17 protein-coding genes are annotated in these 16,730 nt (G+C 69.2%); 11 read left to right on the top strand and 6 right to left on the bottom strand.

Features of this window, described 5'->3' with window-relative positions; genetic code table 11:
• Positions 1-22: 22 nt before the first annotated feature.
• On the bottom strand, positions 23-2,116 hold the full coding sequence (tkt, locus tag OG453_RS15620; RefSeq protein WP_266868311.1) for a transketolase: 2,094 nt from the start codon (positions 2,114-2,116) through the stop codon (positions 23-25).
• Between the two features lie 400 nt (positions 2,117-2,516).
• On the opposite strand from tkt, the gene OG453_RS15625 reads away from it, so the two are divergent.
• The 3 genes from OG453_RS15625 to OG453_RS15635 all read left to right on the top strand — a co-directional run bounded on the left by OG453_RS15625 (position 2,517) and on the right by OG453_RS15635 (position 5,103).
• Complete coding sequence (locus tag OG453_RS15625) at positions 2,517-3,470, top strand: heme o synthase (RefSeq protein ID WP_266869884.1); 954 nt, start codon at positions 2,517-2,519, stop codon at positions 3,468-3,470.
• A 95-nt stretch (positions 3,471-3,565) separates the two neighbouring features.
• The gene (locus tag OG453_RS15630) at positions 3,566-3,913 is read left to right on the top strand and encodes a hypothetical protein (RefSeq protein ID WP_266868313.1); all 348 of its coding nucleotides are present in this window, start codon (positions 3,566-3,568) and stop codon (positions 3,911-3,913) included.
• Between the two features lie 101 nt (positions 3,914-4,014).
• Positions 4,015-5,103, top strand: a complete 1,089-nt coding sequence (locus OG453_RS15635; RefSeq protein ID WP_266868315.1) for an amidohydrolase family protein — start codon at positions 4,015-4,017, stop codon at positions 5,101-5,103.
• A 6-nt stretch (positions 5,104-5,109) separates the two neighbouring features.
• On the opposite strand, the gene OG453_RS15640 is transcribed toward OG453_RS15635, so the two are convergent.
• The 4 genes from OG453_RS15640 to OG453_RS15655 all read right to left on the bottom strand — a co-directional run bounded on the left by OG453_RS15640 (position 5,110) and on the right by OG453_RS15655 (position 8,733).
• Positions 5,110-6,117 (bottom strand): heme A synthase, encoded by a 1,008-nt coding sequence (locus tag OG453_RS15640; protein WP_266868317.1) that lies wholly within the window; start codon positions 6,115-6,117, stop codon positions 5,110-5,112.
• Positions 6,118-6,180: 63 nt separating this feature from the next.
• Complete coding sequence (locus OG453_RS15645; RefSeq protein WP_266868319.1) at positions 6,181-6,951, bottom strand: ABC transporter permease; 771 nt, start codon at positions 6,949-6,951, stop codon at positions 6,181-6,183.
• The gene (locus tag OG453_RS15650; RefSeq protein ID WP_266868321.1) at positions 6,948-7,874 is read right to left on the bottom strand and encodes an ABC transporter ATP-binding protein; all 927 of its coding nucleotides are present in this window, start codon (positions 7,872-7,874) and stop codon (positions 6,948-6,950) included. Before OG453_RS15650 ends, OG453_RS15645 begins: the two co-directional genes overlap by 4 nt.
• A 46-nt stretch (positions 7,875-7,920) precedes the next feature.
• Complete coding sequence (locus tag OG453_RS15655) at positions 7,921-8,733, bottom strand: aminoglycoside N(3)-acetyltransferase (RefSeq protein WP_266868322.1); 813 nt, start codon at positions 8,731-8,733, stop codon at positions 7,921-7,923.
• A 161-nt stretch (positions 8,734-8,894) separates the two neighbouring features.
• On the opposite strand from OG453_RS15655, the gene OG453_RS15660 reads away from it, so the two are divergent.
• The 8 genes from OG453_RS15660 to OG453_RS15695 all read left to right on the top strand — a co-directional run bounded on the left by OG453_RS15660 (position 8,895) and on the right by OG453_RS15695 (position 15,459).
• On the top strand, positions 8,895-9,617 hold the full coding sequence (locus OG453_RS15660) for a metalloregulator ArsR/SmtB family transcription factor (protein ID WP_266868324.1): 723 nt from the start codon (positions 8,895-8,897) through the stop codon (positions 9,615-9,617).
• On the top strand, positions 9,614-11,035 hold the full coding sequence (gene sufB, locus OG453_RS15665; RefSeq protein ID WP_266868326.1) for a Fe-S cluster assembly protein SufB: 1,422 nt from the start codon (positions 9,614-9,616) through the stop codon (positions 11,033-11,035). Before OG453_RS15660 ends, sufB begins: the two co-directional genes overlap by 4 nt.
• A gap of 65 nt (positions 11,036-11,100) precedes the next feature.
• On the top strand, positions 11,101-12,297 hold the full coding sequence (gene sufD, locus OG453_RS15670) for a Fe-S cluster assembly protein SufD (protein ID WP_266868328.1): 1,197 nt from the start codon (positions 11,101-11,103) through the stop codon (positions 12,295-12,297).
• Positions 12,294-12,611, top strand: coding sequence for a bifunctional 3-phenylpropionate/cinnamic acid dioxygenase ferredoxin subunit (locus tag OG453_RS15675; protein WP_135329418.1), 318 nt, complete (start codon positions 12,294-12,296; stop codon positions 12,609-12,611). The genes sufD and OG453_RS15675 overlap by 4 nt, the downstream gene beginning before the upstream one ends.
• A 5-nt stretch (positions 12,612-12,616) precedes the next feature.
• On the top strand, positions 12,617-13,381 hold the full coding sequence (sufC, locus tag OG453_RS15680; RefSeq protein ID WP_160504343.1) for a Fe-S cluster assembly ATPase SufC: 765 nt from the start codon (positions 12,617-12,619) through the stop codon (positions 13,379-13,381).
• Positions 13,378-14,634 (top strand): cysteine desulfurase, encoded by a 1,257-nt coding sequence (locus OG453_RS15685; RefSeq protein WP_266868334.1) that lies wholly within the window; start codon positions 13,378-13,380, stop codon positions 14,632-14,634. The genes sufC and OG453_RS15685 overlap by 4 nt, the downstream gene beginning before the upstream one ends.
• 16 nt (positions 14,635-14,650) lie before the next feature.
• Entirely contained in the window at positions 14,651-15,127 is a 477-nt protein-coding gene (gene sufU, locus OG453_RS15690) for a Fe-S cluster assembly sulfur transfer protein SufU (protein WP_135329415.1), read from the top strand.
• Positions 15,124-15,459 carry a metal-sulfur cluster assembly factor gene (locus tag OG453_RS15695; RefSeq protein ID WP_135329414.1) on the top strand — a complete coding sequence of 112 codons (336 nt, stop codon included), beginning with the start codon at positions 15,124-15,126 and terminating at the stop codon, positions 15,457-15,459. The genes sufU and OG453_RS15695 overlap by 4 nt, the downstream gene beginning before the upstream one ends.
• Before the next feature lie 94 nt (positions 15,460-15,553).
• Here OG453_RS15695 and OG453_RS15700 read toward each other — a convergent pair whose 3' ends face one another.
• Positions 15,554-16,681, bottom strand: coding sequence for an oxidoreductase (locus OG453_RS15700; protein ID WP_266868338.1), 1,128 nt, complete (start codon positions 16,679-16,681; stop codon positions 15,554-15,556).
• Positions 16,682-16,730: the final 49 nt, after the last annotated feature.

Genomic DNA, 16,730 nt, shown 5'->3' on the forward strand with positions numbered 1-16,730 from the left:
CCTACTTGGTCGTATGTCGGCGTCAGCGCTGAGCGGCGTCGATCGATTCCCGGGCGGCCGCGGCCACGGCATCGGCAGTGAAGCCGAACTCGCGGAAGAGCACCTTGCCGTCGGCCGAAGCGCCGAAGTGCTCCAGCGAAACGATGCGGCCGGCGTCACCCACGAAGCGGTGCCAGGTCAGGCCGATGCCCGCCTCGACCGCCACGCGCGCCTTCACCGAAGGCGGAAGCACGCTGTCGCGGTACTCCTGGGTCTGCTCCTCGAACCACTCGACCGACGGCATCGAGACGACGCGCGTCGGAACGCCGGCCGCCTGCAGCTGCTCGCGCGCCTCGACGGCGAGGTGCACCTCGGAGCCGGTGCCGATGAGGACGACCTCGGGCTTGCCGCCGTCGGCCTCGAACAGGACGTAACCGCCCTTGGCAGCGCCCTCCGTGACCTCGCGGTCGTACGTCGGCACGCCCTGACGGGTCAGCGCCAGGCCGTGCGGGGCGCCCTTGCCGAACACCTTGGTGTAGCGCTTGAGGATCTCGCGCCACGCGACGGTGGTCTCGTTCGCGTCCGCCGGGCGGACCACGTTCAGACCCGGGATGGCGCGCAGCGAGGCCAGGTGCTCGATCGGCTGGTGCGTCGGGCCGTCCTCGCCGAGACCGATGGAGTCGTGCGTCCACACGTACGTCACCGGCAGGTGCATCAGCGCGGAGAGACGGACGGCGTTGCGCATGTAGTCGGAGAACACCAGGAAGGTGCCGCCGTAGATGCGGGTGCCGCCGTGCAGCGCGATGCCGTTCATCTCCGCGGCCATGGAGTGCTCGCGGATGCCGAAGTGGATCGTGCGGCCGTACGGGTCGGCCTCCGGCAGCGGGTTGTCCGCGGGGAGGAACGACGACGTCTTGTCGATCGTCGTGTTGTTCGAGCCCGCGAGGTCGGCGGAGCCGCCCCACAGCTCCGGCACGACCGCGCCGAGCGCCTGCAGGACCTTGCCGGACGCGGCACGCGTCGCGACGCCCTTGCCCGCCTCGAAGACCGGGAGCTTCTCCTCCCAGCCGGCCGGCAGCTCGCCCGCGGCGATGCGGTCGAACTCCGCGGCGCGCTCCGGGGAAGCGGTGCGCCAGGCGGCGAAGCCCTTCTCCCACTCGGCCTTGGCGTCACGGCCGCGGTCGAGCGCCTCACGGGCGTGCGCGAGGACCTCGTCGGCGACCTCGAAGCTCTGCTCCGGGTCGAAGCCGAGGACGCGCTTGGTGGCCGCGACCTCGTCGGCGCCGAGCGCCGAGCCGTGCGCGGCCTCGGTGTTCTGCGCGTTCGGCGCGGGCCAGGCGATGATCGAGCGCATCGCGATGAAGGACGGCTTGTCCGTCACCGCCTTCGCGGCCTGGATCGCGGCGTAGAGGGCGGCCGGGTCGAGGTCGCCGTTCTCCTTGGGCTCCACGCGCTGGACGTGCCAGCCGTAGGCCTCGTACCGCTTGATGGTGTCCTCGGAGACGGCCGTCTCCGTGTCGCCCTCGATCGAGATGTGGTTGTCGTCCCACAGCAGCACGAGGTTGCCGAGCTTCTGGTGCCCGGCCAGCGAGGACGCCTCTGAGGAGATGCCCTCCTGGAGGCAGCCGTCACCGGCGATCGCGTAGATGTAGTGGTCGAACGGCGACTCGCCATCGGCGGCCTCCGGGTCGAACAGACCACGCTCGTAACGGGCGGCCATCGCCATGCCCACGGCGTTCGCGACGCCCTGGCCCAGCGGGCCCGTCGTCGTCTCCACGCCCGTGGTGTGCCCGTACTCCGGGTGGCCGGGGGTCTTCGAACCCCAGGTGCGGAACGCCTTCAGATCATCGAGCTCCAGGCCGAAGCCGGCCAGGTAGAGCTGGATGTAAAGGGTCAGTGACGAGTGGCCCGCGGAAAGAACGAACCGGTCGCGCCCGGCCCACTCGGCGTCCGCGGGGTCGTGCCGCATCACCTTCTGGAAGAGGGTGTAGGCGGCAGGCGCGAGGCTCATGGCCGTACCCGGATGGCCGTTGCCGACCTTCTGTACGGCGTCGGCGGCCAGGACGCGGGCGGTGTCGACAGCCCGCTGGTCCAGTTCGGTCCACTCGAGGTCAGTGGTGGTCGGCTTGGTGCTCACCCTGAGTCAGGGCTCCTCTCCAAAATGTCGAATGCCGGCGATGGAGATCCCACCGGCCGATGTCGAGCCTACCGCTGTGAAGACGTGCATTTTTTCGAGTCATTCCAGACTGCCGGGGTGCGCCGGGATCCGCCTCCCGAAAGGGATCCACGCTGTTCACCATGTGAAGTCGAAGCCGCTCAGATGGACTGGATGAACGAGTGCCGGGCCGCTCATCTGAACGGGTGTCGCACCGTGTTCCCGGGTGTTTCCCGGGCGCCCAACACGCCGCTCAACACGACCCCACCCCCGCGAAGGGCGAGGTATGGGCAACGTCTACAGTGGCGTGGTACGCGCGAGCCTTTACCGGATCTTCATGTCCGAACTTCCGAAGTGGCTTGCTGGGAAGTCTCTGTCAGGGGTGTGCGTGACGGCCGTTGAATCCCGTCCAGCGGGAGCAATTGGGACGAGCTCTAGCCCAAGCCACCGGCCGTTCGGGGCCCGTGTCATGGCGTTCGTGGCGCTGACCAAGCCGCGGATCATCGAGCTCCTCCTGATCACCACCGTTCCGGTGATGTTCCTCGCCGAGCAGGGTGTGCCCGACCTGTGGCTGGTCCTGCTGACCTGCGTCGGCGGCTACCTCTCCGCGGGCGGCGCCAACGCGCTGAACATGTACATCGACCGCGACATCGACGCGCTGATGGACCGTACGTCGCAACGGCCCCTGGTCACCGGCATGGTGAGCCCCCGCGAGTGCCTGGTCTTCGGCATCTCGCTCGCGGTGATCTCCACGCTCCTGTTCGGCCTGGCCGTCAACTGGCTCTCGGCCTGGCTCTCCTTGGGCGCACTGCTCTTCTACGTGGTCGTCTACACGATGATCCTGAAGCGCCGCACCTCGCAGAACATCGTGTGGGGCGGCATCGCGGGCTGTCTGCCGGTCCTCATCGGCTGGTCCTCGGTCACCAACTCCATGTCGTGGGCGCCGGTCATCCTCTTCCTCGTCATGTTCTTCTGGACGCCGCCGCACTACTGGCCGCTGTCCATGAAGGTCAAGGACGACTACGCGCGCGTGGGCGTCCCGATGCTGCCGGTCATCGCGTCGAACAAGGTGGTCGCCCGCCAGATCGTCCTCTACAGCTGGGTCATGGTCGCCGTGTCCCTGCTGCTGCAGCCGCTCGGCTACACCGGCTGGTTCTACACGGCGGTCGCCCTGCTGTCCGGCGGCTTCTGGCTGTGGGAGGCGCACGGCCTGCAGACCCGCGCCAAGGCCGAGGTCACGGGCGGCAAACTCAAGGAGATGCGGCTCTTCCACTGGTCGATCACCTACGTCTCGCTGCTGTTCGTGGCGGTGGCGGTGGATCCCTTCCTCCGCTGAGTTCCAAGGCTTCGTCGACGGGCGGGGTACGTGGTGTTGAACGCCACGTGCCCCGCCCGTCGCCAGTTGATCTACCCGTCGGTAGCATCCTGCCCATGGCAGACACGCAGCAGGTGGACGACAGCAAGCAGGCCGCGAAGGCCGAGCGGAAGGCGGCCAAGCTGGCCAAGGAGATCGGGGCCTTCGCCAAGGCGCACGGTGGTGCCGAGGGGCAGGTCGCGTACATCGGGCACGAGGGCACCCGGATCGTTCTCGTCGGTGAGGACGGCGGCTGGGGCGACCTGGTGGCGCCCACCTATGCCATCGCGCAGAGCGCCGTGGAGAAGGCCGGGATCACCGTCCACGAGAACTTCGACGGCGAGTTCGCGGCCAAGGTGAAGACCGGGCCCTATGAGTGGACGCGCATGGCGGGCATTCAGCTCGGCGGGCCGAAGAACGCCTGACGGCTCGCGGTCGATGTCGTACAGACTCGCCGAAAGCAACACCTGACGCCCGGCTCACCCGTTAGGACCGTAGGAGCACGGTCCGTCTACCGGGAGTCCGGATGATCGAAACGCCGTCCCTGGTGGACCAGTACTGCCATGGCGTGCTGCGCACGGAGCTGGGCCTCGGCACCTTCGAGGCCCACCTCGGCCGCGGCGGGGGCCCGCCCGCGCCCGGCACCACCTTCTTCGACACCCAGACGGGCTTCGCGGTACGCCGCTGGTGCCCGCCGCTGCTCGGCCTCGAACCGCACTGCCCGCCCGCCCGCTATCTCGCCCGCCGTCGCGAACTGGGCGTGCTGGAAGCGGCCCGGCGGCTGTTGCAGGGCAGCGGCATCACGACGTATCTCGTCGACACCGGGCTGCCGGGTGACCTCACCGGGCCCGATGAGATGGCCTCCACCGGTGCGGCCGAGGCGCACGAGATCGTCCGCCTCGAATTACTGGCCGAACAGGTGGCCGACACCTCCGGCACCGTCGACTCCTTCCTCGCCAATCTTGCCGAGTCCGTGCACGCGGCCGCCGCGGGTGCCGTCGCCTTCACGTCCGTCGCCGGCGTCCGGCACGGTCTCGCCCTGACGCCCGAACCGCCGGGTCCGGGGGAGGTGCGGGGCGCCGCGGGCCGCTGGCTCTCGGGGCGGCAGGTGGGCGGCGCCCTCGGGGACCCCGTACTGCTGAGGCATCTGCTGTGGATCGCCGTCGCGTCGGGGCGCCCGCTGCAGCTGCACGCGGGGGCCGGCGACCCGCAGGCGTACTTCGGGGGCTTCGCGCGGGCGACCGCGGGGCTCGGCACCGATCTCGTACTGCTGCACGGCTACCCCTATCACCGGGGCGCCGCCCACCTCGCGGGCGACTTCCCGCACGTGTACGCCGATCTGGGCCCCGCGCTGGTGCGCACCGGCGCCCGTGCGGCGGCCGTGCTCGCGGAGATCCTGGAACTCGCGCCGTTCGGCAAGGTGCTGTTCTCCAGCGGCGCGCACGGGCTACCCGAGCTGCACGTGGTGGGCGCGCGGCTGTTCAGGGAGGCGCTGGGCAGAGTGCTCGGCGGCTGGGTCGCGGACGGGGCGTGGTCCCTTGCGGACGCACAGAGGGTGGCGGGGCTCGTCGCGTCGGGCAACGCCCGCCGCGTGTACGGGCTTTCGGAGGGCTGAGGCCCGTCAGACCGACGACAGGCGGGAGTCGTCGGCCTGCGCCGGGACCTCCACCGCGGTCAGCGGGCGCTCGCGCAGCGAGAGGAGCACCCTCACCACGCCGATCCACACCAGGCACGAGCCGAGCATGTGCAGGCCCACCAGGACCTCGGGCAGGTCCGTGAAGTACTGGACGTAGCCGATGGCGCCCTGGGCAAGGAGGATCAGGAACAGATCGCGGGTGCGGTGCAGCGGGCCCTTGGGCGCGTCCACGGCCTTGAGGACGAACCACAGGGCGAACGTCAGCGTCACCACGATCCAGGCGAGGACCGCGTGCACCTTGCTGACCGTCTCCCAGTCGAAGCCCATCCGCGGCACCTCGCTGGAGTCGCCCGCGTGCGGCCCCGAGCCGGTCACGACCGTGCCCACGGCGATCAGCAGTCCGGACGTCACGACCAGGAACCACACCAGCTGCGCCACGGCCTTGCCGACCAGCGGGCGCGGCTCGGCGTCGCCCTCGCGGGTGCGCTGCCACATCGTGACGGCGACCGCGATCAGGGCGGAGGAGAGCAGGAAGTGTGCCGCGACCGTCCACGGGTTCAGGCCGACGAGGACCACGATGCCGCCGAGCACGGCGTTGCTCATGACCAGCCAGAACTGGATCCAGCCGAGCCGGGTGAGGCTGCGCCGCATCGGCTTCTGGGAGCGCGCCGCGATGATGGCCCAGCCGACGGCCGCGCTGAGCACGTACGCCAGCATGCGGTTGCCGAACTCGATGAAGCCGTGGATGCCCATCTCGCTGGTCGCGGTCAGGGAGTCGTCCGTGCACTTGGGCCAGGTCGGGCAGCCGAGGCCCGAGCCGGTCAGGCGGACGGCGCCGCCGGTGACCACGATGCCCACCGTCATCACGAGCGAGATCATCGCCGCGCGCCGGACGGTCCGCTGCTGCGGGGTCCAGCGTTCAGCGATGAAGGCGAGCGGGTTGCGCACGAATTGAGCGACGTCGGCTCGGGTCACGTTTGGCACGGGCCCCATCGTAGGGGGCCGCTTGTGCACGCCTTCACGAGGGGGACGTAAGTGGCGTATCTGTGACGCCGGTTACTCCCAGCGGAAGAACTTCGCCGCCGCGCCGAGCCCCAGAACCGCCCACACGGCAAGGATCGCGAGGTCGCCCCACGGCATGCCCGCGCCGTGCTGGAGGACGTCCCGAAGACCGTCCGAGAGCGCCGAGATGGGCAGCAGGCCGAGCACCGACTGGGCGGCGTCCGGGAACTTGTCGAGCGGCACGATGACGCCGCCGCCCACGAGCAGGAGCAGGAAGACCAGGTTCGCGGCGGCGAGCGTCGCCTCCGCCTTCAGGGTCCCCGCCATCAGCAGGCCGAGCCCGGAGAAGGCCGCGGTGCCGAGGATCAGGAGGAGGAGTACGGAGACGGGGTTGCCCTGCGGCGACCAGCCGAGCGCGAAGGCGATGACCGTGAGCAGGGCGATCTGCAGGACCTCGGTGACCAGGACCGACAGGGTCTTGGCCGCCATCAGGCCCCAGCGGGGCAGCGGCGAGGCGCCGAGCCGCTTGAGCACGCCGTAGCGCCGCTCGAAGCCCGTCGCGATGGCCTGCCCGGTGAACGCCGTCGACATCACGGCGAGCGCGAGGATGCCGGGCGCGAGGAAGTCGACGGCCTTGCCCTCACCCGTGTCGACGATGTCGACCGCGCTGAACAGCACGAGCAGCAGGGTCGGGATCACGACCGTGAGGAGCAACTGCTCGCCGTTGCGCAGCAGCATCTTCGTCTCGAGCGCCGCCTGCGCGGCGATCATGCGGGGGAGCGGGGCGGCGCCCGGCTTCGGTGCGTACGTACCGGCGGCGCTCATCCGCGCAGCTCCTTGCCTGTGAGCTCGAGGAAGACGTCTTCGAGGGTGTGGCGTTCGACCGCGATCTTCTCCGGCATGACGCCGTGCTGGGCGCACCAGGAGGTGACGGTGGCGAGCAGCTGGGGGTCGACCGTGCCGCTCACGCGGTAGGCGCCGGGGGTGAGTTCGGCTGCCGCCGAGTCCGGCGGCAGCGCCTTGAGCAGGGAGGCGACGTCGAGTCCCGGGCGCCCGGTGAAGCGCAGGGTGTTCTCGGCGCCGCCGCGGCACAGCTCCTCGGGGCTGCCCTCGGCGATGACCTTGCCCGCGTCGATGATCGCGACGTCGTCGGAGAGCTCCTCGGCCTCGTCCATGTGATGCGTGGTGAGGATGACGGAGACACCGTCGCGGCGCAGATCGCGTACGAGATCCCAGGTGGCCCGGCGTGCCTGCGGGTCGAGGCCCGCGGTGGGCTCGTCCAGGAAGACAAGTTCGGGCCGGCCGACCACGGCCATCGCGAGTGCGAGGCGCTGCTGCTGGCCGCCGGAGAGCCGCCGGTAGGTGGTGCGGCCGCAGCTCTCCAGGCCCAGGCGCTCGATCAGCGCGCCCACGTCCAGCGGGTCTGCGTGCAGCTTCGCCACGTGCCGCAGCATCTCGTCGGCGCGGGCGCCGGAGTAGACGCCGCCCGACTGCAGCATCACGCCTATGCGGGGGCGCAGGGCCGCGGCCTGCGTGACCGGGTCGAGGCCGAGGACGCGGACCGTGCCCGCGTCCGGCCTGCGGTAACCCTCGCAGGTCTCGATCGTGGTGGTCTTCCCGGCGCCGTTCGGCCCGAGGACGGCGGTGACGGTGCCCGCGCGGACCCGGAGGTCGAGGCCGTCCACCGCGGTCTTCTTGCCGTACCGCTTGACCAGGCCGGTGACCTGGACGACGGACTCAGTTCCCATGGCGGGAAGTCTAGAGAGGGGGAGACGGGCCGTGGGCAGGGGGCTGCTACCCGGCGAACTCGGCCCGCGAGCGGTGGATGTCCAGCCACCGCTCGGCGTACGCGACCGCGTCGGCGACGGGGAAGAGCCGTGCCGTCGCGGCACCGACCTTGCCCCGCACGACCGGCCTGTCCCGCTCGAAGTCCGAGCCGAGCTCGTCGAAGCGCTCATCGGAGATGGAGGGCTCGCGCACCGTCGTCCACCGGCGGCCCTCCGGCGTCATGACCGCGAAGGAGTTCTCGACCTCAGGGGCGGGGATCCGGTACTCGGCCAGGTGGAAGGAGGTGCAGGAGCCGAAGCCGGCGCCGAGCAGCAGCACACGCGCGTGCACCTCTTCGAGGCGGGCCAGCGGGCTGCGCTCACCCAGGCGGCAGTCGAGCGCGTGCCCCTCCATGAGGGCCGCGGCGCGCGGGCCGATCGCCGCGAAGGAGGTCTGCGGGTGTGCGCTGCGGACGGCTCCGGGCCAGGTCCGCACGGTCTCGGGGATCACGCCGACGCCCCGGGTGGGCGCGGTGCGCGGGTCGTACGCGGGGATGGACGCGCGGATCTCGGGCCACCAGGACTCGGGCACGGGAGGGTTCTCCCACTCGGCGGGGTCCGAGTTGTCGCTGGACTGCGCGGGGACCACCAGCGTGCCGATTTCGCCCAGGGCGTCGAGCAGTGATTGCACGACGGCGATCTGGCCGCCGCTGACCCAGCCGAGCGCGCTGAGCGAGGAGTGCACGAGGAGGGTCTCGCCGGGCCGCACGCCGAGCTCGCGGAGGTCGGCGGCAAGAGACGTCCGCGTACACAAAGGGCCGGTGGGAGGGGGTGTGGGCATGGTCTGGGAGTTTCCTCGGAGCAGCTCTCGACCGCCACCGATTTGATCGATCAGTGATCATTTCCGCAGGTCAGCTTAGGTATGCCTAAGTGATGCAGCGCACCGGACCGCGATCCGGACGTGGGTTGTCAGGCTCTGAGGAATTACGCAACAATGGCGTTGTGAAAAACGTTGGCGAGGCTCCGCAGGAGGAACTCGCGACCGGGGAGCGGTCTACGCGCAACCGGGTCGCGCGCTCCGTCCTGGATCACGGCCCGTCCACCGTCGCAGACCTCGCGAAGCGCCTCGGTCTCACCCAGGCAGCCGTACGCAGGCACCTGGACACGCTCGTCCACGAGAACGTGGTCGAGCCCCGCGAGCAGCGCGTCTACGGCACGCGTACCCGCGGGCGCCCCGCCAAGGTCTTCGCCCTGACGGACTGCGGCCGGGACGCCTTCGACCAGTCCTACGACAAGCTCGCCGCCGACGCCCTGCGCTGGATCGGCGAGCGGCACGGCGAGGGAGCGGTCGTCGAATTCGCCCGCGAGCGCATCGCCTCCCAGGCCGAGGCCTACCGCAAGGCGATCGACGCGGCGCCTCCGGAGCAGCGCACCGAGGCTCTTGCGAAGGCGTTGACCCGCGACGGGTACGCTGCTACGGCTCGCAGCGCGCCGGTAGGCGAGCAGCTGTGCCAGCACCACTGCCCCGTCGCTCATGTCGCCGAGCAGTACCCGCAACTGTGCGAGGCGGAGACGGAGATCTTCTCCGTCCTGCTCGGAACGCATGTCCAGCGGCTCGCCACCATCGCCCACGGCGACGGCGTCTGCACGACGTTCATTCCCCGCAACACCCCACAGACCACTGATAACGCATCTGCAAGCACGGCCGGGAGGAACCCCGCATGACTCTCCCCACGGAGACTGCCCACCCCGAACTCGAGGGTCTGGGTACGTACGAATACGGCTGGGCCGACTCCGACGCGGCTGGTGCCTCTGCCAAGCGCGGCATCAACGAGGACGTCGTCCGGGACATCTCGGCCAAGAAGTCCGAGCCGGAGTGGATGACCAAGCTCCGCCTCAAGGGCCTGCGCCTCTTCGACAAGAAGCCCATGCCGAACTGGGGCTCGGACCTGTCGGGCATCGACTTCGACAACATCAAGTACTTCGTGCGCTCCACGGAGAAGCAGGCGGAGTCCTGGGAGGACCTGCCCGAGGACATCAAGAACACGTACGACAAGCTCGGCATCCCCGAGGCGGAGAAGCAGCGCCTCGTCGCCGGTGTCGCGGCCCAGTACGAGTCCGAGGTCGTCTACCACCAGATCCGTGAGGACCTGGAGGAGCAGGGCGTCATCTTCCTGGACACCGACACGGCGCTGAAGGAGCACCCGGAGCTCTTCAAGGAGTACTTCGGGACCGTCATCCCCGTCGGCGACAACAAGTTCGCGTCGCTGAACACGGCCGTCTGGTCCGGCGGCTCGTTCATCTACGTCCCCAAGGGCGTGCACGTCGAGATCCCGCTCCAGGCCTACTTCCGCATCAACACGGAGAACATGGGCCAGTTCGAGCGGACCCTGATCATCGTGGACGAGGACGCCTACGTTCACTACGTCGAGGGCTGCACCGCGCCGATCTACAAGTCGGACTCGCTGCACTCCGCGGTCGTCGAGATCATCGTCAAGAAGGGCGGCCGCTGCCGCTACACGACGATCCAGAACTGGTCGAACAACGTCTACAACCTGGTCACCAAGCGCGCCGTGGCGTACGAGGGCGCGACCATGGAGTGGATCGACGGCAACATCGGCTCCAAGGTGACGATGAAGTACCCGGCTGTTTACCTCATGGGTGAGCACGCCAAGGGTGAGACCCTCTCCATCGCCTTCGCGGGCGAGGGCCAGCACCAGGACGCCGGTTCCAAGATGGTCCACATGGCGCCGAACACGTCCTCCAACATCGTCTCGAAGTCCGTGGCGCGTGGCGGTGGCCGCACCTCCTATCGCGGTCTCGTCGAGATCGGTGAGGGCGCCGCCGGATCGAAGTCGAACGTGCTCTGTGACGCGCTGCTCGTCGACACGATCTCCCGCTCGGACACGTACCCGTACGTCGACGTCCGCGAGGACGACGTCTCCATGGGTCACGAGGCGACCGTCTCCAAGGTCTCCGACGACCAGCTCTTCTACCTGATGAGCCGCGGCATGACCGAGTTCGAGGCCATGGCGATGATCGTCCGCGGCTTCGTCGAGCCGATCGCCAAGGAGCTGCCCATGGAGTACGCCCTGGAGCTGAACCGGCTGATCGAGCTGCAGATGGAGGGCTCGGTCGGTTAAGACCCGGCCGCGTCCCCGTAGCAGCGAGCAGACTTCTTACGCAGAGAGAGAGCACGACGACAGCCATGGCTGAGGCTCAGAACATCCCGGTGGGATCCACCACCGCCGGATCCATCGCGGTGGCCGCCGAGTCCACCGTCGCCACCCGTATGAGCGCACCCCCGTCCTTCGACGTGGCGGACTTCCCGGTCCCCCACGGCCGCGAGGAGGAGTGGCGGTTCACGCCGCTCGAGCGCCTTCGCGGGCTGCACGACGGCACGGCGGTCGCCACCGGCGGCATCCGTGTCGAGGTGACGGCGCCGGCGGGCGTGACCCAGGAGACCGTCGGCCGGGACGACGCGCGCGTGGGCAAGGCGGGCAAGCCCGTCGACCGCGTCGCCGCGCAGGCGTACTCGTCCTTCGAGAAGGCCTCGGTCGTGACCGTCCCCAAGGAGACGGTGCTCACCGAGCCGATCCGGATCGCCGTGCACGGGGAATCCCAGAATGGACAAACCGCCACCGCCTTCGCGCACCAGGTCATCGAGGTCGGCGCGTTCGCCGAGGCGCTCGTCGTCATCGACCACACCGGCGACGCCGTGCTCGCCGCCAACGTCGACTACCTCCTGGGCGACGGCGCCAAGCTGACCGTCGTCTCCGTCCAGGACTGGGACGACAAGGCCGTGCACGTCGCGCAGCACAACGCGCTGATCGGCCGGGACGCCTCCTTCAAGTCGGTCGTCGTGACCTTCGGCGGCGACGTCGTCCGCCTGCACCCGCGCGTCGAGTACGCGGGCACGGGCGGCGAGGCCGAGCTCCTCGGTCTGTACGTCACCGACGCGGGCCAGCACCAGGAGCACCGCCTCCTGGTCGACCACAACCAGCCGCACTGCAAGTCGAACGTCGTCTACAAGGGCGCGCTCCAGGGCGACAACGCGCACGCGGTGTGGATCGGCGACGTCCTCATCGAGGCCGCGGCCGAGGGCACGGACACGTACGAGATGAACCGCAACCTGGTTCTGACCGACGGCGCCCGTGTCGACTCGGTACCGAACCTCGAGATCGAGACCGGCGAGATCGTCGGCGCGGGCCACGCATCGGCGACCGGCCGTTTCGACGACGAGCAGCTCTTCTACCTGCAGTCGCGCGGTATCCCGGAGGACGAGGCGCGCCGCCTGGTCGTCCGTGGATTCTTCGCCGAGCTGATCCAGCAGATCGGCCTGCCCGACATCGAAGAGCGCCTCCTCGCCAAGATCGAAGAGGAGCTGGAGGCGTCGGTCGCATGACATTCGTACGCGCCTGTGGCCTGAGCGAGCTGTCGGAGGACACCCCGAAGCGGGTGGAACTCGACGGCACGCCGGTCTCGGTCGTCCACACCGAGGGCGAGGTGTTCGCGATCTACGACATCTGCTCGCACGCGAACGTCTCCCTCTCCGAGGGAGAGGTGGAGGACTGTCAGATCGAGTGCTGGCTGCACGGCTCCAGCTTCGACCTCCGCACCGGCAAGCCGTCCGGCCTTCCCGCGACGCGCCCCGTCCCCGTATACCCCGTAAAGATCGAAGGGGACGATGTGCTCGTCTCCGTCACCCAGGAGTCCTGAGGCACATGGCAACGCTTGAAATCCGCGACCTGCACGTCACTGTCGAGGTCGAGAACGGCACCAAGGAAATCCTCAAGGGTGTCGACCTGACCGTGAAGCAGGGCGAGACCCACGCCATCATGGGCCCGAACGGCTCCGGCAAGTCGACCCTCGCGTACTCGATCGCGGGACACCCCAAGTACACGATCACGCAGGGCACCGTCACCCTCGACGGCGAGGACGTCCTGGAGATGTCCGTCGACGAGCGCGCCCGCGCCGGCATGTTCCTGGCCATGCAGTACCCGGTCGAGGTCCCCGGCGTATCGGTCTCCAACTTCCTGCGTACGTCGGCCACCGCGATCCGCGGCGAGGCCCCCAAGCTGCGCACCTGGGTGAAGGAGGTCAAGTCCGCGATGGAGCAGCTCCAGATGGACCCGGCCTTCGCCGAGCGCAACGTGAACGAGGGCTTCTCCGGCGGTGAGAAGAAGCGCCACGAGATCCTCCAGATGGAGCTCCTCAAGCCGAAGATCGCGATCCTCGACGAGACGGACTCCGGTCTGGACGTCGACGCCCTGCGTCAGGTCTCGGACGGCGTCAACCGCGTCCGTGAGACCGGCGAGGTCGGCACCCTGCTGATCACGCACTACACGCGCATCCTGCGCTACATCAAGCCCGACTTCGTGCACGTCTTCGCGAACGGCCGCATCGCCGAGTCCGGCGGCGCGGAGCTCGCCGACAAGCTCGAGGCCGAGGGCTACGAGGCTTACACGAAGGGTGGCGTATCCGCGTGACACAGCTGCCGGGCCTCCTCGACACCGAGGCGATCCGCAAGGACTTCCCCATCCTGGATCGCACGATCCACGACGGCAAGAAGCTCGTGTACCTGGACAACGCGGCGACTTCGCAGACGCCGCGCCAGGTGCTCGACGTACTCAACGAGTACTACGAGAAGCACAACGCCAACGTCCACCGCGGCGTGCACGTCCTCGCGGAGGAGGCCACGGCGCTGTACGAGGGCGCCCGTGACAAGGTCGCGGCGTTCATCAACGCGCCGAGCCGCGACGAGGTGATATTCACCAAGAACGCCTCGGAGTCGCTCAACCTCGTGGCCAACATGCTCGGTTGGGCCGACGAGCCCTACCGCGTGGACCACGAGACCGAGATCGTCATCACGGAGATGGAGCACCACTCCAACATCGTGCCGTGGCAGCTGCTCTCGCAGCGCACGGGCGCGAAGCTGAAGTGGTTCGGTCTCACGGACGACGGCCGGCTCGACCTGTCCAACATCGACGAGATCATCACGGAGAAGACGAAGATCGTCTCCTTCGTGCTCGTGTCGAACATCCTGGGCACGCTCAACCCGGTCGAGGCGATCGTCCGCCGCGCCCAGGAGGTCGGCGCCCTGGTCCTGATCGACGCCTCGCAGGCCGCCCCGCACATGGTGCTCGACGTGCAGGCGCTGCAGGCCGACTTCGTGGCCTTCACCGGCCACAAGATGCTCGGCCCGACGGGCATCGGCGTGCTGTGGGGACGCCAGGAGCTCCTCGAGGACCTGCCGCCGTTCCTCGGCGGCGGCGAGATGATCGAGACCGTGTCGATGCACTCGTCGACGTACGCTCCCGCGCCGCACAAGTTCGAGGCGGGCACGCCCCCGGTCTCCCAGGCCGTCGGCCTGGGCGCGGCCGTGGACTACCTGTCGGCGATCGGCATGGACAAGATCGCCGCTCATGAGCACGCGATCACCGAGTACGCGGTCAAGCGCCTCCTGGAGGTCCCCGACCTCCGGATCATCGGTCCGTCGACCGCCGAGGACCGCGGCGCCGCGATCTCCTTCACGCTCGGCGACATCCACCCGCACGACGTGGGCCAGGTCCTGGACGAGGAAGGCATCGCGGTCCGCGTGGGTCACCACTGCGCCCGCCCCGTCTGCCTCCGCTACGGAATTCCTGCGACCACGCGAGCGTCGTTCTATCTGTACTCCACGCCCGGCGAGATCGACGCGCTGATCGACGGCCTGGAGCACGTACGGAACTTCTTCGGCTGAGGGGCTGGCTGGGAACGTGAAGCTGGATTCGATGTACCAGGAAGTCATCCTGGACCACTACAAGCACCCGCACGGGCGCGGTCTGCGTGATGGCGACGCCGAGGTGCACCACGTCAACCCGACGTGCGGCGACGAGATCACGCTGCGCGTCAAGTACGACGGGTCGACGATCGCCGACGTGTCGTACGAGGGCCAGGGCTGCTCCATCAGCCAGGCCAGCGCGTCCGTCCTGAACGACCTGCTTGTCGGCAAGGAGCTCGCCGAGGCGCAGAAGATCCAGGCCGTGTTCCTGGAGCTGATGCAGTCCAAGGGCAAGCTGGAGCCGGACGACGCGATGGAGGAGATCCTGGAGGACGCGGTCGCGTTCGCCGGTGTCTCCAAGTACCCGGCGCGTGTGAAGTGTGCTCTGCTGAGCTGGATGGCGTGGAAGGACGCGACGGCCCAGGCGCTCGAGGGCGCCGGAGCCGGGATCGCTGAGAGGAAGACCGCATGAGCGAGAACGAGACGCTGACGAAGCCCGCCTCCGAAGAAGAGGTGCGCGAGGCGCTGTACGACGTCGTCGACCCCGAGCTGGGCATCGACGTCGTCAACCTCGGCCTGATCTACGGCATCCACATCGACGACGCGAACATCGCGACGATCGACATGACGCTCACCTCGGCGGCCTGCCCGCTGACGGACGTCATCGAGGACCAGGCGAAGTCCGCCACCGACGGCATCGTCAACGAGCTGCGGATCAACTGGGTCTGGATGCCGCCGTGGGGCCCGGACAAGATCACGGACGATGGCCGCGAGCAGCTTCGGGCGCTCGGGTTCAACGTCTGAGACAGGACCTCAGGGCTAAGACAGGACCTCAGGGTCTGAGACAGGACCACTGATTCGGCCCCCCGCGCTTATGGCGCGGGGGGCCGAACTGCGTTTACGGGGTGGGCTGCTGGACCGACGACGCCTCCGCCAGGGTGTGGGCCAGGCCCTCCTTGCGGATGCGGCTGTCTATGTAGAGCAGCGCGGTCACCAGCGGGAGGAGCACCGTGGCGGCCAGCTGGGTGAGGAAGCTGCCGACCAGGCCGAGGATGGCGTACAGGCCGAACTGGGAGCGCAGTTGGTCGAGGAAGTAGGCCGACGCGGAGTCGTCCGGGTCCACCGGGGGCGGGGTCGGCGCCGCGAACTGCAGGGGGAGCCGCAGCGCGAGGGACACCCCCAGCACGATGAGGCCCGCGAGCAGCGAGATGCCGAAGGTGCGCCACCAGGCGCCGCGCACCAGACGTACGGAGCGCCGCAACGCCGTGAAGGGGCCCGCTGATTCGAGGACCGCGGCCGCCGGGGCGAAGGCGAACAGGACGTACAGCCAGGCCGCGAGCGGCATCGTCACCAGGAACAGCGGGAAGACCAGGCCGATGGGGATGATCGACTGGGTCATCATCAGGAAGACGAGGGAGAAGAGGAGCAGCGCGAACGCGGCCACCGGCAGCATCAGGATGACGGCGAGAAATAGCGTCACGGCCGCCACGGACGGCGTCCGTGACCACGCCTTGCGCCAGACCGCGCCGAACGTCGCGGGGCGGCCGAGCACCGCCTCGTGCAGGGTGGCCGCGCAGGCGGCCTGGATGAACGAGTTGACGGCCAGCGTGGCGAGCATGAACAGCAGCCACACCAGGCCGAACGCGACCAGGATCGGCCTGCCGTCGTCCCATGAGAAGTCCGCGCCCGGATCGTAGACGGCGCGGACGTGGTCCTGGGTCGCCGCGTAGGCCAGCCCCGCCCCGGCCACGAGGACGACGGCGAGCAGGCCGTAGGCCGCGGCGGCGGTGCCGAACAGTGGCTTGGCGTAGCGCCGCATCGTCGCGAACGCGCCGCCGATGACGTGGTTGGCGCCGAGCGGAGCGAGGGGGATGACGCCCGGCTTGGGCGGCGGGGGCAGCGGTGCCCAGCCGCTGCCGTTCCAGCCCCAGCCGGGCGGCGGCCCGCCGTAAGGCCCGGGCGGCCCGTACGGCCCCGGTGGCCCGCCGTAAGGCGCCTGTGGTCCCCACCCCGATGTGTCTGACATCGCTCTTGTGCTCCGTAGCTTCGTGCGGTGTTCCGCGTGTGCTCGCTGT

Origin of the sequence: Streptomyces sp. NBC_01381 (genome assembly GCF_026340305.1) — a bacterium.
In the GTDB taxonomy this organism is placed as follows: Bacteria; Actinomycetota; Actinomycetes; order Streptomycetales; family Streptomycetaceae; genus Streptomyces.

Coding starts and splice junctions, on each gene's coding strand:
- sufC (WP_160504343.1), top strand. CDS start 12,617: ATGGCAACGCTTGAAATCCGCGACCTGCACGTCACTGTCGAGGTCGAG.
- OG453_RS15650 (WP_266868321.1), bottom strand. CDS start 7,874: ATGGGAACTGAGTCCGTCGTCCAGGTCACCGGCCTGGTCAAGCGGTAC.
- OG453_RS15695 (WP_135329414.1), top strand. CDS start 15,124: ATGAGCGAGAACGAGACGCTGACGAAGCCCGCCTCCGAAGAAGAGGTG.
- sufB (WP_266868326.1), top strand. CDS start 9,614: ATGACTCTCCCCACGGAGACTGCCCACCCCGAACTCGAGGGTCTGGGT.
- OG453_RS15645 (WP_266868319.1), bottom strand. CDS start 6,951: ATGAGCGCCGCCGGTACGTACGCACCGAAGCCGGGCGCCGCCCCGCTC.
- OG453_RS15700 (WP_266868338.1), bottom strand. CDS start 16,681: ATGTCAGACACATCGGGGTGGGGACCACAGGCGCCTTACGGCGGGCCA.
- OG453_RS15630 (WP_266868313.1), top strand. CDS start 3,566: ATGGCAGACACGCAGCAGGTGGACGACAGCAAGCAGGCCGCGAAGGCC.
- OG453_RS15635 (WP_266868315.1), top strand. CDS start 4,015: ATGATCGAAACGCCGTCCCTGGTGGACCAGTACTGCCATGGCGTGCTG.
- OG453_RS15655 (WP_266868322.1), bottom strand. CDS start 8,733: ATGCCCACACCCCCTCCCACCGGCCCTTTGTGTACGCGGACGTCTCTT.
- OG453_RS15640 (WP_266868317.1), bottom strand. CDS start 6,117: ATGGGGCCCGTGCCAAACGTGACCCGAGCCGACGTCGCTCAATTCGTG.
- sufD (WP_266868328.1), top strand. CDS start 11,101: ATGGCTGAGGCTCAGAACATCCCGGTGGGATCCACCACCGCCGGATCC.
- OG453_RS15675 (WP_135329418.1), top strand. CDS start 12,294: ATGACATTCGTACGCGCCTGTGGCCTGAGCGAGCTGTCGGAGGACACC.